The sequence below is a fragment of the Planctomycetaceae bacterium genome (genome assembly GCA_041398785.1).
GTDB lineage: Bacteria > Planctomycetota > Planctomycetia > Planctomycetales > Planctomycetaceae > JAWKUA01.
This window is the reverse complement of the sequence record JAWKUA010000028.1, coordinates 1-15,762: the sequence shown is the minus strand read 5'-3', so window position 1 is coordinate 15,762 and position 15,762 is coordinate 1. Positions and strand designations below refer to the sequence as shown.

Below are 15,762 nucleotides of genomic sequence, written 5' to 3'. Positions count from 1 at the left end.
TCCGCGCACAAAAATCGCCGTCACCGTTCAGAGGGGGTTGAACGATGACGGCGACGGTGAAACCGTTTTGGGAGCAAGTCCTGGCAACGGTGTTCGGACCGAATGTTGAAGCCGGAACGGATCAGGGTGTGATCGTTCCTCCATCTCTATCGTCGACACATCAATTGCGAATACGGCATTTCCCGTCGTCAACGGATTGTGACAACTGAGCAGAAAATTCAGGCGGCGTCAGATTCGACAGAAGCGTCAGGGTCGCCGGCAGTTCCGCGTTTCGTCTGCACAACAAGCGCCAGAACGACGATCGCCGCAAGCCCTCCAAAGCCGACCATCCGGCCCGTCGAACCGGTCTGATAGATCGACGCCGTACAGACCGTGCCGGCATAGCACAGCGCCAGCAACATCAGCACATTCCATTTCACGCGAGTGATACCCGTCGGCATATGTTGGCCCAGCAGCTTCTTTGAGTTCATCATGAAGAAGAAGGTGATATACGCGATCGGCAGCAACACGGCTCCAAACATGGACGTCGGCACGACCAGCCACGCCTTCGCACCCGTTGTCCACAGGAAACGGGAACCCAGAGCACCGCTCAGCCCCGCCAGCAGGCAGCCGATCCGAAACGTATTGCTGTCGGCGTCATGCCCCAGCAGTTCACACAGCGCGAAGCCGTTGATCAGCATCAGGATGATGATTGTTGAAATCGCCATCGCCAGGACGCCGACACCAAAGATAACGTGCGCTGTCGTCCGGCCGCTGAGTTTTTCCAGGGATGCGGCCAACTGCTGATTGTCGCGCTGCACAAGAATCGCCGCCATGCGAACGTCCGCCTGGGGCAGGTTCTCCCGGGCTTCCGCCAGAGCAGCGGCCTGGGCTTCTGATCGTTCACCATCCCTGCCGAACTTTGCGGCAAACTCGTCGCCCCATTCACTGGCCAGCCGCGCATCCAGCAGCTTGTTGACACCGGCGCGAATTCCCGCCGAAACGGGCACCTCCGCCGACGATGGCAGGAATCCGGCTTCCGGAATCCCGTGAAACTGGGACGCCGCAGCGATCACGACACAGCTTGTCGCCAGCAGGTAAGGTACAAACAGCCCCGTGGCAAGGTCGAAGATTGCCAGCCCCCGGAAGTCACGGTCCCAGCCCTTGCGAATCAGCGAGTACGGCATCAGAAACGTCATGTTGATGCCGACCGCCGTCGCAGTGGCCGTGATCATCGTCTTCCACTGCGGATCCAGAACCTGCCCGCGCCAGAATTCACTGAACGCGCCAGTGGCTTCGATGTCCGCCGACAGACGTGACGACACGTCAGTAAAGTTGCTGTTGGGAATGAAGCCGGCAAGGATTTCGCCCCACGGCAGACCCTGTTCGCTGAACGTCATTCTGAGCACGACCGCGAAGAACGAAATCACCACCACCGCGACCATGATCTTCAACAGCATTTCAAAGATCCGGACACCGCGGCTTCCGCTGTTGTAGGACCAGATCACCACGCTTGCGCAGACAAACAGAATCAGGATCGCACTCCAGTCCGCCATTCCGGGAAACAGATTCTGCGTGAAGGCTCCCGTGCCCAGCGAAAACTGCGGCATGCACCAGACCATGTTGGCCATCATCGTGGCAATCAGCCAGGACCAGCCTAGCACCGGATTGATTTCACGGTTGATGGCTTCGAACGGACGCCGACCGGTCGACAGCGTGACGTAGGAAATCGCGGCCAGCATGACGATGCCCAGAATCATGGCGACCGGCTGCAGCCACATTGTTCCGTAGCCAAGCAGAACTCCCAGATACAGGCTGCCGCCCAGCGAACCGCCGCCCAGCGTGATGGCTCCCTGCAGCCAGCCGGGCCCTGACAGTTTCGTGAACGCTGCCAGAGTTGCCAGCGGGCCCCGCTGTCGAGCCTCGTTAATCACCACGCGGTCATGTTCGACCCGGTTCTCGCCCGTAGACATGAAAGGTGTGCTCCGGAAGGAATTCGTCGATATCACTGCCAGGTCGATGTGCCGCCCGCAGAGGCGGCAAGGCTATCGGGGAAGCACCCCGTTCGCAACCAGTGTCCGCGCGGACCCGTCTCACCGCGAGGCGGCCGTCAATGCGAATACAGCGACGGGGCGGTTGCAACGTCCGCTGCTTTGAATCAGTTCGCATCGTCGTCGATTCTGCCGGCTTGAACTTCTGAAGTCACACCGGGATCATTTCGCCAACTCTTCCTGGTGCCTCGCGCGGCGAGTCGCGCACCGGGGCTTCCACCGACATTCGAAAGTAATTTCAAGATGGAAAAGCGGCGGCTTGGCAGGACCGACATGGACCTGACGGCACTGTCCTTCGGAGCCTCTTCGCTGGGCGCGGAGTTTCGAAGCGTGGATATCGGCGAAGCGTTGAGAGCCGTCCAGGTGGCGATCGACCGCGGCATGAACTTCATCGATACGTCGCCGTATTATGGCCGCGGTATGAGCGAAGTGATGCTGGGACAGGTTCTGCCCGATCTGAATCGTGACAGCTATTACCTCGGGACCAAGCTGGGTCGCTACGCGCCGCAACACTTCGACTTCAGTGCTCGGCGAGTCGCGGAAAGCGTCGACATTTCCCTTGAAAGAATGAAGGTTGAATATCTCGATATCGTGCTGTGCCACGACCTGGAATTCGTCGAGATGTCACAGATCGTGGAGGAGACTCTGCCGGCGCTCAGGAAACAGGTTCAACTCGGAAAAGTTCGATATGTAGGTGTCAGCGGGTACCCCATGAAGATGTTCCGGTACATTCTGGACAACGCAGACATTGATGTGCTGCTGACTTACAACCATTACACGCTGCAGAATGACATGGCGCTGGAACTGGTGCCGATTTGCCGCGAGAAGGGCGTCGGAATCATGAACGCCGCTCCGTTTTCCGCACGACTGCTGACAAGTGCGACGCTGCCGGTGTGGCACAAGGCGACTGATGAAGTACGTGCCGTCGCAAAGCGGGCGTCCGACCACTGCGCTGCCGCCGGAGTGGATCTGGCACAACTGGCGCTGCAGTTTTCCATTGCCAATCCGGATTTCACAACGTGCGTGACCGGTTCTGCAAACCCTGAACGAGTCGCTCAATGGGTCGACTGGGCGGAAACACCGATCGATCAGACTCTGCTGGCGGACGTCCGGGAAATCCTGAAGCCGATCCACAACTGGTTCTACGTCGAGGGCCGACCGGAAAACAACGACACAACCTGATGCGTTGCAGCGCATGTGCCGAAACATCTGCGCCGGGTTTGTTCGCTAGCTGAACAGCGTAATCCGGGGAAGCGTGCCGCCCGACTTTGCGGCGGCGGTCTGGTCGACGGGCAGCACCGACTTGTGGCCTTCGCTGATTTCCGGCGGAACAAAGCGATCCAGTCTTGGCCGAAACATGACCAGCAGCAGCAGCGGCAGGTACCACAGCACGTAGCTGCCGACTTCTTCCGGGTACCACAACTGTGCGGTGACAACCAGGGCCGTGGAATTGGCGAGCAGGTTTTCCAGGTTGCGTTTTCGGGGAATCACAGTCATCGCCGTCAGCATCACGAAAAACACCGACGCCAGCGTGATCCGCAGAAAGACCTGACCAATCGCGCTGTCGGTGGCCGGCATCGCATCTTCGAAAATTCGAAAGACCGTCCAGTTGATGGACGTCACCACCTTGTTCATAAACGAATCGGTGTCCGACGACGTCAGGGCGAACGTGATCAGCACGGCGGCGGCGACTCCCGCCAGTGACAGCCCGAAGCGGACACTGCCCTTTCGTCCGTAGAAGACGGCCCACAACGGCAGCAAAAAGACCGCAAAAAACAGCGTTCCGCAGGCCAGACCGAGCAGGACTCCCGCAACCGCCGGCCGTCGATAGCTGGCGAATGCCCAGGTCAGGCACGCCGCCGGAAGCACCTGCTCGAAATCATGCACACGATAAGCGGTACACGGCAGCAGCAGATACAGGCAGACCATGGACACGCCCAGTTGAGTGCTGCTGAAGTGTCTGCGGCCAATGTACATCAGCCCGATGATGACCAGCGAATGGGCAAGTACGACCAGAACGCGAGCAACCCAGACCTCAACGGCTCCCTGCTGCCCGGCCGGACTCTCCGTCTTGGAAGCGATTTTTTCGGAGATCTCCGCAACGCCTGTGGCTCCCGCAGCCAGCATCGTCGTCGTGGCTCCCGTGGTGGCGCTTTCGCCAGGAACGTCATTCGCGCCGGCTTCGCGGGCATGCAGCAGTGCCTGTCCGGACTTGGCGACAGCCACGTTGGCTCCCGGCGGCGGCTGTAGCAGCACGCTGATCATCAGAATGATGAACGACGGCACGCAAAGAAACGTCAGCCCGGCCTGGTTGAGATTCTGTTCGAGTCGCGGGCGTCGTGTCAGCGCCTCGTCGAGTGTCAGCCGACAGATCAGAATGATCGAAAAGGCCAGCAGGACGAAGGAACTCCAGCGGTGCTTCGGAGCGGCATCATTGCCGACAGCAGCATCATCAGACTCGTCGGCGGCCAATTCCGCCACCGTGGTCTCATCGTCTTCATCGTTCTCATCGACCGGCTTGACGCTCGCGTCGCCGTCCGCCGCGGCGATTGAAGGATCCGAGCTGGAACTTGCGGCGGCTTCGTCGGCATCCGGAACGCGATTGTCGTCGCCGCTGCGCTCTTTCGCGGAACTTTGCCGGCTGTCTCCGGATTCGGCGGAGGCCTGCCATTTCCCATCGATGACCAGCGTGGTGGAAATCAGCAGCAGCAGCAGCACGTCGAAATTTCGCACGGTCACCAGCCGTGAAAATCGAAAGTACACGGCAATGACCAGCAAAGAGATGTACAGCAGCCACGTGGGGTGCGAGACATCAACAAGCTGAAAGATTTTTTCCATGAACGAAATCTCAGCCGCGCAGCGAGCGATGCGGTCCGCCATCCGTTCGTGGTTTGGCGGGACTCACCGGCAGCGAGTTACGTGACGACGAAACAGCCCTGTTTCATCCACCCAGTACTTTTTCCCCGCCAACATTGGACGATCCCGGCTGCGTTTTGGCAAGTCTGCGAAACAAATTGCCGGGTGTTGACGGGCAATCTGTCCGTGTTTCAGTTGCCAGAGGCCGCCTGTTTTGCCAAGTCCTCCTGAGCCGCAGAAACGTCCGGATTCGGGGCGCTTTCGCCGTCCACGTCGCCACGAATCCATTTCACGCCTGCCGTCACGGAATCCAGAAATCTCTGGTCCGCCCACGTCGTTTCGTTGTGGCCGAGGTTGTTGTAGTACACCCGCCCGTCACCCCAGGATTTCACCCACGCGACAGGCACGTGGTACGGCTTCGACGGCTCGCATTTCGACATGTCAAGGCTCATCAAGACTCGCACTTTTTCCGGCTGCCAGTTCTTGTACTGGTAAATTTCGTCGCGAATCTGAAACTCACTGCCGAAGGGTTTCATCGTCGGATGATCCGGTTCATGGACGGAAATCGTCACCGTGGTGCCAGCGCCCCAGGGGTGACCGTCAAATGTGCCGCCGACCATGTCCCAGTACGGCTGATAATCGTGAAATGTGTCGGAAGCCGAATGAAAGCCGATGAATCCGTGTCCCTTCTGCTTCAGCCAGTCATTCAGAAAGTACTGCAGATCGTTGTCCGCGATTGGCAGATTCAAAGTCGTGTAGAACATCACAATATCGTAGTTCTGCAGGTTCTCCTTCGTGAAATCGGCCGCGGCGTCCTGAGTGCAGTCGACCGTATACAGCCCGGTCTGTTTTCCCAACTGGATCATGGAAATCTCTGCGGGAGCGAGCTTGTCGGCCGGTCGTGTCACCGACCCGTGTCGAAACCCCGCACTTTGTGTCAGCATCAAAACGCGGGACGGCTTGACGGAATCTGCTTTCGCCGGCTGAGCGACTGCCGACGGGGTCTCGATCAGGAAAACACTGAACAGCAGCATGATTGCCGAGAGTCTGGACATCTGATTGTCTCCGAAAGTGGTGGTCAGGATTTTCAATTCATCATTCTGCAGCGACCGGCAGATCGTCACGGTCGGAGCAGTTTCCAGGGCTCGCTGTTTTCGAACGGGTCGTACAGCGTGGCCAGCCCGGCTTCGGCGATTTCCGGTCCGCTGATGAACCGGCCCGGACGATTCCATTGAGCCAGTTTAGCCGCATCGATGGGAAACATCCTGGCCAGCAGCCCGTCCAGCGAAGTTTCGAGCTGTTTGAAGTGCCGAGCCCATTCCGTGGCCTCTTCCAGCCGAACGTCCTCTTCCGACTGCCATCGCATGGGATGAAACAACAGCGTCGAAAACGCGGTCACGTATCGTCGGGCACTGGCGGCAAACGGCAACAGGGCAGCAGACGAGCATTCTCCCGCGACCACAGCGGTGACCTTCAGTTGCCGGCTGCGGATCAGTGTCGCCAGCGCCAGGCCGGTGTACACGCTGCCGCCGCACGAATCAAAGTAGACCAGTCCGGATGACGATGGCGGGACTTCAATGAAGCGCGACAGCAGGTCCGACTGGCGGTCCGTCAGGTCGCCGCAGACGGCGATCTCCCACGGGCCACGCGGCGCCGAAGCGGATTTGCTGCCGGCCCCGAGCGTGGGATACGGCCGGATCTTTCGCCCTGCGGCGGTTACGTTTTCCACAAATTGCTTTCCAGTTGCTGACATTCAACCCGCTACCGGCCGATTCGAAGCGGGTGAGGATCAATGCCGGGCTTTGAACCGACAACCAGGGCTGTCACCAGTTCGCCGGTGGCCGGGCCCATCGAAATGCCCAGCATGTTGTGGCCCGCCGCGACCCAGACATTGTTGTACCGCGGCGTGCGATCGACATACGGCAGGCCGTCCCACGTCATCGGACGCCAGCCGAACCATTCTTCTTCAACGGGTTCGGCTGTGGGTTCCACAAGATACTGAGCCGCCCCGGTTCGCAGGTATTGCAGCCGCTGACGGCTCAGTTCGCTGTTGTAGCCGGCGAATTCCATCGTACTCCCGATCCGATACCCGGCGTCGAAAGGAGTGATCGCAACATGACACTCTTCAAGAATCAGCGGGATTTTGGGGCAGATTTCGGGGCGAGCCATTGTGATGGAGTAGCCTTTGCCCGGCTGAATCGGAATCCGGCAACCCAGCTCCGAGTTCAGCATCGGCGTCAACGGCCCGGTCGCCACGACGAACTCATCGGCGGAAATTTCCCGATCCGGCGTCCGGACGCTGCGCGCCGATCCATCTTGTGACACAAAGCCCAGCACCTGCACATTTTCAACGATTCGGACGCCGGCAGCCGTCAGCAGATTCTTCAGTTCGGCCATCAGTCGATTCGGCCGCAGATGGGCGTCGCAGCGAAAATGCCATGCTCCGGCCAGACCGGGCTTCAGAGCAGGTTCCATGTCGGTCAGGTCCCGGCCTTCGACACGATCCGCCGATACTTCGAATTTCTCCCGCAGCAGTTCGACCGTTGCCGCGTAGTGTTCGAATCCCCTGAGTTCACGATAAACGAACAGCAGACCTTCCGTCCGGAACTCGACGTTGAGCTTTTCGCGGGAAATGATTTCGCGATACAGCTTTGCCGACCGATCCAGCAGCGCATGGCGAGACGTTCCTGCCTGCAGCATGTCGCGGTGGTTGCATCGAGCGGCAAACTTCAGCATCCACAGCCAGAACGAGAGCGACATTCGGGGATGAATCCGCAGCGCGCGGTTGCTGCTGAGGATGCCTTTCAGGCCATTCATGATCTGGCCCGGCTGCGTCAGCGGCAGCACGTGACTTGGCGAAACGTAGCCGCAGTTGCCATGCGAGCAGCCTTTTCCAAATTCGCCCTTTTCGACGATAGTGACCTGCCGCCCGGACTTTTGCAGAAACAAGGCGCTGAATGCTCCAATGACGCCTCCGCCGACGATCAGCGTGTGTTTCGACTGTGACGTCATCAGTGAATTCCGTGGCAAAAGGGGTCGGACGAATCCAGCAGCAGGTCGGCTTCCGCGGTCACCCAGGCCGATCCCGTGATCGACGGAATCACCACGGCCGATCCTCCGGCGGACGTCGATGCCGCCCGAAAGGAAGGTTCGGGCAATTCGACGCTGCCTTCAAACACACTGCCCACGATACTTTCCTGACGCCACACTTCTCCCGGCCGGATCTTTCCATCGTCGTAAAGGCACGCCAGCTTCGCACTGGTTCCGGTTCCGCAGGGGGAGCGGTCATACGCCGCTCCCGGACACAACACAAAGTTCCTGCTGTCCGCGTGAGTCCCGGACGGCGGACCAAACAGTTCGATGTGGTCGATCACGCCATCCTCCGCGCCGGTGATTCCGTCACGTTCCAATGCCGCGCGAATCTGCAGCGTCACACCGGTCAGTTCTCTCCAGCGGCGGATCTGCAGTTCCTGTCCGTGGTCCGAGACCAGAAAGAACCAATTGCCTCCCCACGCCACGTCGCCGGTCACAGTACCAACGCTGTCGACACGGACGGAAACCCCTTTCCGGTAACGGTAAGACGGCACATTCTGAATTCGGACGCGGTGAGCGTCGAGCAGTTCAGCGGTGACAATTCCGACGGGAGTTTCGATGCGATGCCTGCCGGGTCCGATCCTGCCCAGATGGGCCAGGGTGACCGCGACGCCGATCGTCCCGTGGCCGCACATGTTCAGGAATCCGCTGTTGTTGAAGAAGATAACGCCGGCAGCGCATTCGGGTACCGAGGGCCGGCAAAGCAGGGCTCCCACCAGAACATCCGATCCCCGCGGTTCGTTGATGACAGCACTGCGGATAGCGTCGAAGTCGCGACGAAATCGTCTCAAACGTTCCGGAAGCGGCCCATCACCAAGCTCCGGACCTCCCTCAACGATCACCCGCGTTGGCTCGCCACACGTGTGCGAATCAATGATGCGGATGCGTTTCATGGCGAACGGACCGTTCCGGAGAGTATGATCTGCAACGCTTAAAGGCCGGCATTTTTGCATTTCCGGACAGCGTTGTCCCCGAACCGCGGGACTGCACTGATTTTTCCCAATGTCTGTGCCCCAGTGTGCGTATGAAAACCCGGCTGGATCGGACAAAAGGGGAGATTCTGCGCGTGCTCGATCTACCTAAATCCTTTCCCGAATAGTTGTTAGAGCGCCTGACAAGCCCTGAATGGCAGCGTTCAGTTTTTTCAGACGTTCGCGATGAGAAATTCACTGAATTCCTTCCGGATTCGTTTCCGGGAAAGAGCGACTGGATCATGAGTCAGGGAAAATCGGTCCCCCGCGTGAGTCAGGGTCTTCCGTGGTGGCTGTGGATACTGCTGGTGCTGATTTCCGTTGCGGTATTCAGCGGCCTGTATTTCAGCACAGCTACGGAAGATCCCGCTGAGGTGTTCCAGTCGGCTGTCGAAGCCAGCAATCAGGGTCGAGTGCCGGAGGTTCGTGCCGCGATCGCTCGGCTGGAGCAATACCCGGAATATGAGCAACATCGGAAGTTGCTGGAAGGTCGCGCGGCCGTCCTGGAAATGCGTGATCCCAAAGCCATCGAACTGCTGGAGGAGGTCCAGGATCATCCGGACCTGCGCGGTCTGGCGCTGGCGTCGATCGCTCAGTCTTACCGCCGGATCGGAGAGATCGAAAAGTCCGTGGCATCGCTGAAGGCCGCGATCGAAACAGATCCCACGGCCACTCGCCCGAGAATTTCCCTGACCGCGTTGTACATGGACCTTGGCGCTCTGGCGCTTGCTGTCAGGGAATCAGAGGCGATTCTGGAAGTCGACCCGGAAAACTCCGATGCCCGCAAGCTGGCCGGCAATGCCTTCTGGGAGATGCATGATTATGAAAAGGCGGCGGAACAGTTTCGCGACGCGATGAAGACCCCCGGTCAGCGCAGTGCCGCCAGTCCTGAGGAACTGGAACGCTACCTGAAGTCGCTGATTCGCACCGGCAATATCGATCTGCTAATGGAATTTGCGGATGAGAACGGCAGCCTGATTGCCGATGATGTCCTGCGCGCGGAGATTCTGATCCGGCAGGGCGATGACGTCGGGCTGAAGGGACTGATGGACAAGGTCAAGGAATTCGGCGGCAATCCCAACGGAGTGACAAAGCTGAAAGCGCTGGGAGCGATCCACGAAGGTGATACGGCCAAAGCCAACCAGATCCTGCAGGGACTTGTGGCCATTACGCCCCGCGATCAGGAAGCCTGGGAACTGCTGCGAGACTCCGCACTGAAACTCAATAAGTCCGATCAGGCGTCAATCGCTCAACAGAATATCGATCAACTGAAGGAGCTGGACCAGCAATACAGGACGATGGCCTTCGAGGGCACCCGGCGACTGGACAGCGCTGAGACCTTTATTCAGCTTGGTGACCTGGCACTGGAAGTCGGTGACTACGAACTCGTGTTTTCCTGGTACCAGCGCGCAGGCGTCATCGACGACGAAATGGCACGAGCCGCCATCGAGAAACGCCGGTCGACATACAATCTGCAGGCACCGCTTGTGCCGCTGACCGACTCGGGATCCGCCGGAAATCAGGTCAGCGAAGAAACGGCTACCGATGATGCTGACGCTGTGAACGCAAACGAAGCAGCCCCGACGCAGCCCGCCGACCCGATCGATTCGGAATCCGAATCGAATCCGGACAAACAGGACGCAGCCGATAGCGACGATGCGCCCGACGCCGACGACTCAGATTCCGATGAACAGGAGAAGCCGCAGGAGCCTGCTCCGGCAGACGCAGAACCGGCAGACGCAGAACCGGCAGCCGCTGAACCGCCGGAACCGGGAACGGAAGCAACTCCGGCACCGGCTGACGAATAGGCCTGCGATCCGCATCCGGTCATTTGAACGAAAACACGTCGGCCTGCGGCAGATCACTGATATCGTTCAGACCGAACAGTTCCAGAAATCGCGGCGCCGTTTGGTAGGCAACGTCCGTCCTTCGATCGCCGGTGCGGACGACTTCCACCAGTTCCAGCCGAATAAGCTGCCGCAGGTACGACATCGCCCGGGCGTTACCCGTCGACGCCAAGTCCTCTTTGCTGACCGGCTGGTTGTAGGCGACAAAGGCAAGGATCTCCAGGACTTCCGGGGATAGCCGCACTTCGCGGGGTCCCATTCCAAACATCTGCAGCGGCAGGCTGCGGAAGTCTTCGCGCAGTTGCAGTTGAAATCCGCCTTCGTGCAGTTGAATTTCGTACGGACGGTTTTCGCGACTCCACGCTTCATTGAGCTGATCGATGATCCGTACAGCAACGCGAGCTTCGGTGTCCTTGCCAATCAGAGTCGCCAGTTTGCGCGCTGTCAGCGACACGTCGCCTCCGACGAAAAGCGCTGCCACAATGACTTCCCGGGGCGAAATTCGCGGATCGCCTGCCTGCGATCCCGCCTGCTGTGAGCCGGCAGTCGCGGCCCCCTCCGCTTCCAGCTCACCTGCAAGTTCGTCGCCGATCGAAACGAAGACTCTGTCGTCGGATGGCGAGTCACCGGCGACGGGCGTACTGACATCCAAAAGCGCGGTGCCAATCTGAAGCTCCGCCTCGTCCAGCGCCTTCATTGCTTCGCGGTAGGCAAGTTCCATGTCATCGACATGAATGCCATCATCGTCAGCCGGATGATCGGGTTCCGCAGACATCCGTGTCCCCGTACCTGGATTCTGAGAATTGAACAGTACTTCGGCGGCTTCGTCGTCAACCGGAATTCATCATGTGAATCACCAACCGTCAGGCAAACTGTTCATCGGATTGCGCGTTCGGCTCGCGCCCGAAAAGCTGCCTTTACGACGGGTCTCCGATGCCGTCGCGCGGATTGGACGGCACCGAAATCCCGTCGTCGTGCCGTCGCACGCGATGGCCGCCCATTTCCTGGCACTTGGCGATTCGTCCGAACAGCTCTGGCTTCACACGAACGACCGCCGAAAAACGAGTCGGTCGGGCCCGCAGTCCCGCAGCCGGCCAGCCTATTCGGAGAGATTTTCCTTGGAGAATTCTGAAATCTGTTTCCCGACAAATCGCAGAATGCCGGTACTGAACGTCATCGAGCCCGAAACAGTGTTATCTGCGACGGACATGTCGAACGTCCATTCGTCGTTTTCCGGCATGGCATCCACGGCTTGCTTGAGTCGCAACAGATTATCACGCCACTGTTGGCGTTCTTCCGGATTCTCGGGCTCCGGTTCCTTGTCGGCAATCTCCTTCAGCCGGCTGACCCACGGAAACAGGTGAATGTCCGCGTGCAGTGCCTTCGGGTTCTCGGCAGGCTCGCCCAAACCTTCGATCGTCGATTTCAGCAGCTCCAGCGCCCCCGTGCCGGAGGCCATCCAGACGTGATTTTCCGCCGTGCCGATGAACAGTTCCTGCTTCGCGCCAAACAGCTTGTCAAGAAGTTCGACGTAACCTTCGGCCAGTGCGACGCGATGGATGGCGATCTCACCGACCTTGTCAATATCCAGCTCCACGGTGTTTCCATCGTGAGCAGTGGACAACTGAGGCAGAATCTCCACCAGCTTCTTCGCGTCCGGCAGAGAAACGGCTCCCACTGAAATAAACTGTCCGTTGCCATCCGGTTTCGATTCCAGGAATGCGTTGATGTAGCCGGTTGCGACTCCGGCACGGACCAGATCGGCGATTCCCGTGAACAGCGACAGCGTCGCGTCCTTCTGCGGACGGCTCAGCTTTTCCGATGCTTCCACACGGCTGTGAATGTCCGTGTTCAGCAGATCCAGAAACTCTTTGACGTGAGTCTGCCGCATCTCATCGATCGGGTGATTGATACGCACGGAGAGCGCTGATTCCGGCAGCTTCTGGACGGACGCAAACGCATCCGGCTGAGCATTAAAGCCGGCGACGGCTTTGGCCAGAGACGTTTCCGGAATTGCGGTCGCGATAAACTGAAGAGCGGCGTACCCGCCTTCACGTTCCAGCTTGATCCATGCCTGCACTCGCTCGGCTTCGACCATCAGCCGCTCCAGCTCGTTGAGCTGGTGGGCCAGCGCTGACCTGCGGAGTTCGTATTCGGATTCCGTCTCCGTGGGACGCTTCTGGACGGCGTCCATGCTGTTGGCGCGAAGTTCGGCGAATGCGTCGTGCCGCTTTTTCTGCGCCTCCGGCGTTGCCTCGGAGTTGATCAACTGAGCACCGACGCTGGCCTTTGTGTCCAGCAGGTACTTGACGTCAGGAATCGGATCGCCAGCCTTGATGACAATCTGCTTCAGCAGCGCGTCATCGGCCGGTGTGGTAAACACCAGAACGACATACTTGAGTCCATCAATGACGCGCAGCCAGCCCTGGTCCGGCGGTTGAATCTTGAACAGATTCGGATCCTGTGCGTCCTTGCGGTTGACGAAACCGAAGGAGTCCAGGTTATCTCGCAGGTCCGCCAGCCCGCCGTCAACATACGGAATCCAGATCACATACGCTGTCGGCTGAATGCCTGTCATAACGTCGACCCGCAGCGGCCGAGATTCATCAACACCAAGAGCCAGCAGGTCCAGGTAGTCCTTCAGATTGGCCCACTGTTCCTGTTCCGTCTCGTTTGTCAGATCAACCAGCGCCTTCAAATCTCCCTTCAGCCGGCCAACTCCCTGGTGGACGATACTGATCTTCGAGTGATGCGGTTCCTGAGCGAAACCAACGGAAGCCGTAAGGATCAGCGCCAGTGCGCAGCCCGCGATTGCTGAAGTTGTGAGTCGTTGCATCATGTTTGCGCCGAAAAGAATTCGAAGACGGGATTGCGGCCGCACGCCAGACCGCTTCCGATCATGCACATCGCCTTCCGCGGCATCGATTGCGATACGGAATCGCATCGAATGAACACGGAAACGATCCAACAACACGTTCACGAATGTGCGAGTGCTGTCAGGCTTTCGATCGGGTTATCGAAGGTCAGCCCGTGAAAAGGCGAACCGGTCCTTCTACAGAATTGATGGCCGGTTCGGCAATCCCCGGATTCTATGCCATTCTGTCAAAACAGGTAAAGGCTGGCTCAGAACGACCCGCCAACACGCCCTTTGCCCGGCAGCGACCCGACGACTGACGCGATGTTCCGCTGATCCGCGGGGACCAGCCGTGTCGACGTCTCGTGGAGGCTCGATTTCGGCTCAACCGGGGCACGACATTATTGAGGTAACTCGAATCACTGGCGCCCTCCGACACCTGCCGCGTATTCGGTTGATGTTTCAACGCCCATCCGGCCGATTCCGCCGCCGGCAAGGCGCCAGCACGTCACACTTCCGCGGAAACGTGCAGAACTTTCGCGTCCGCTCTGCCATCGCTGAGACCGAACCTCGCGTGTAGAATCCTGTCCCTCGGTTACATCACCATCCCGGATACAGGCTCATGCGCAGCGAATCGGAAGTTCTGTTTGAAGATTCTCCCTTCAAAATCCCTGTTGCCGAACGTGTCAAGCGGCTGCCGCCGTACATGTTCGGAGCGATCAACAAACGCAAGTATCAGCTTCGGACGCAGGGTGTCGACGTCATCGATCTGGGCATGGGAAATCCCACCGATCCGCCCGATCCGCTGATCGTGCAGAAGATCGAAGAAGCGCTCGCGGATGCTCGCAACCACCGCTACTCGGTCAGCAACGGCATCGGAAATCTGCGGAAGGAAGTGTCGGCTCGGTACTGGAAACGCTACGGAGTTCGCCTGGATCCCAACGATGAAGTGCTGGCGTGTCTGGGGTCGAAGGAAGGCTTCAGCCATATGTGCCTGGCTCTGATGGGGCCGGGAGACACCGCCGTCGTGCCTTCGCCGTCGTTTCCGATCCATGTTTACGCCGTGATGCTGGCGTCGGGGAACGTGATCGCTCTGGACTGCCGCGACCCGGAAAAATTCCTTCGCAACATCGCTTACACGTGCGAGCACCTGGTGCCGAAGCCGAAGGTGGTGGTTGTCAACTTCCCGCACAATCCTTCGGCGACGGTGATTGAACCGGACTTCTATGTCGAACTTGTCAAGCTGGCGAAGAAGCACGGGTTTCTGGTCATCAGCGACTTCGCCTACGCGGACATCTGCTACGACGGCTATATGGCTCCCAGTTTTCTGTCGGTTCCCGGAGCACTGGACGTGGGTGTGGAACTGACATCGATGAGCAAAAGCTACAGCATGGCCGGCTGGCGTATCGGTTTCTGCTGCGGCAACCGCGAAATGGTGCGGGCTCTGGCGACGATCAAGGGCTACTACGACTATGGAATCTTCCAGCCGATTCAGATCGCGGCAATCGTCGCCATGAGACACTGCGACGCTGCGGTCGAGAGCATCGCCGCGGAATATCAGTCGCGGCGAGACGTATTGTGCGACGGGCTGACTCGTCTGGGCTGGAACGTCGAACCTCCCAAAGCCGGCATGTTCGTGTGGGCGGAAATCCCCGATCCGTGGCGAAAGATGGGTTCGATTGAATTCGCCATGAAGCTGCTGAACGAAGGCGGAGTCGCCGTCAGTCCCGGTCGAGGATTCGGCGAAGACGGCGAAGGCTGCCTGCGACTGGCAATCGTCGAAAACAGCCAGCGTCTGCGCCAGGCGGTGCGGCATATCGACAAATGCCTGACTCGCGAAGAACAGCCCGTCGCGGGCTGACGGCCGCGCCATGAGATGACTCGTGAGCAACTTGAAGGGCTATGGCCCGACCGCCCGGACAGGTTCCCATCGGGAAACCGGCTGGTTGTCATCGATCCGATCGTCGCCATGTCGATTGCTCCGGTGTTGCTTGTCAGAGTTCAGTTGTGTCGGTCACGCCACGAGTCCATCCGCCATGAGTTCTGCCTGGTGGATCACCAGTTGCGTGGCCGCTTCTTGTGCATCGGGTGGATAGCCGTGTTTGGTGAGA

Annotated in this window: 11 protein-coding genes; 3 read left to right on the top strand and 8 right to left on the bottom strand. The window is 59.1% G+C overall.

Annotation, left to right across the window (positions count from 1 at the left end; all coding sequences use genetic code 11):
• Positions 1-218 precede the first annotated feature (218 nt).
• Complete coding sequence (locus R3C19_23705) at positions 219-1,952, bottom strand: divalent metal cation transporter (protein ID MEZ6063363.1); 1,734 nt, start codon at positions 1,950-1,952, stop codon at positions 219-221.
• A gap of 321 nt (positions 1,953-2,273) precedes the next feature.
• Here R3C19_23705 and R3C19_23700 point away from each other — a divergent pair, with 321 nt between their 5' ends.
• Positions 2,274-3,212, top strand: coding sequence for an aldo/keto reductase (locus R3C19_23700; protein ID MEZ6063362.1), 939 nt, complete (start codon positions 2,274-2,276; stop codon positions 3,210-3,212).
• Between the two features lie 45 nt (positions 3,213-3,257).
• Here R3C19_23700 and R3C19_23695 read toward each other — a convergent pair whose 3' ends face one another.
• The 5 genes from R3C19_23695 to R3C19_23675 all read right to left on the bottom strand — a co-directional run bounded on the left by R3C19_23695 (position 3,258) and on the right by R3C19_23675 (position 8,872).
• Positions 3,258-4,868 carry a hypothetical protein gene (locus R3C19_23695; protein ID MEZ6063361.1) on the bottom strand — a complete coding sequence of 537 codons (1,611 nt, stop codon included), beginning with the start codon at positions 4,866-4,868 and terminating at the stop codon, positions 3,258-3,260.
• 209 nt (positions 4,869-5,077) lie between these two features.
• On the bottom strand, positions 5,078-5,941 hold the full coding sequence (locus R3C19_23690; GenBank protein ID MEZ6063360.1) for a ThuA domain-containing protein: 864 nt from the start codon (positions 5,939-5,941) through the stop codon (positions 5,078-5,080).
• 65 nt (positions 5,942-6,006) lie between these two features.
• The gene (locus R3C19_23685; GenBank protein MEZ6063359.1) at positions 6,007-6,639 is read right to left on the bottom strand and encodes an ATP-dependent Clp protease proteolytic subunit; all 633 of its coding nucleotides are present in this window, start codon (positions 6,637-6,639) and stop codon (positions 6,007-6,009) included.
• 8 nt (positions 6,640-6,647) lie between these two features.
• The gene (locus R3C19_23680) at positions 6,648-7,898 is read right to left on the bottom strand and encodes an FAD-dependent oxidoreductase (GenBank protein MEZ6063358.1); all 1,251 of its coding nucleotides are present in this window, start codon (positions 7,896-7,898) and stop codon (positions 6,648-6,650) included.
• Positions 7,898-8,872 carry a proline racemase family protein gene (locus R3C19_23675; GenBank protein MEZ6063357.1) on the bottom strand — a complete coding sequence of 325 codons (975 nt, stop codon included), beginning with the start codon at positions 8,870-8,872 and terminating at the stop codon, positions 7,898-7,900. The genes R3C19_23680 and R3C19_23675 overlap by 1 nt, the downstream gene beginning before the upstream one ends.
• 320 nt (positions 8,873-9,192) lie before the next feature.
• Between R3C19_23675 and R3C19_23670 the strand changes: the two genes are divergently transcribed.
• Positions 9,193-10,758, top strand: a complete 1,566-nt coding sequence (locus R3C19_23670) for a hypothetical protein (GenBank protein MEZ6063356.1) — start codon at positions 9,193-9,195, stop codon at positions 10,756-10,758.
• A 19-nt stretch (positions 10,759-10,777) separates the two neighbouring features.
• On the opposite strand, the gene R3C19_23665 is transcribed toward R3C19_23670, so the two are convergent.
• Together R3C19_23665 and R3C19_23660 are read right to left on the bottom strand one after the other, a co-directional pair.
• The gene (locus R3C19_23665; protein MEZ6063355.1) at positions 10,778-11,572 is read right to left on the bottom strand and encodes an SMC-Scp complex subunit ScpB; all 795 of its coding nucleotides are present in this window, start codon (positions 11,570-11,572) and stop codon (positions 10,778-10,780) included.
• A 324-nt stretch (positions 11,573-11,896) separates the two neighbouring features.
• Entirely contained in the window at positions 11,897-13,636 is a 1,740-nt protein-coding gene (locus tag R3C19_23660; GenBank protein MEZ6063354.1) for a hypothetical protein, read from the bottom strand.
• Positions 13,637-14,273: 637 nt separating this feature from the next.
• On the opposite strand from R3C19_23660, the gene R3C19_23655 reads away from it, so the two are divergent.
• Positions 14,274-15,512, top strand: coding sequence for an aminotransferase class I/II-fold pyridoxal phosphate-dependent enzyme (locus R3C19_23655; GenBank protein ID MEZ6063353.1), 1,239 nt, complete (start codon positions 14,274-14,276; stop codon positions 15,510-15,512).
• Positions 15,513-15,762: the final 250 nt, after the last annotated feature.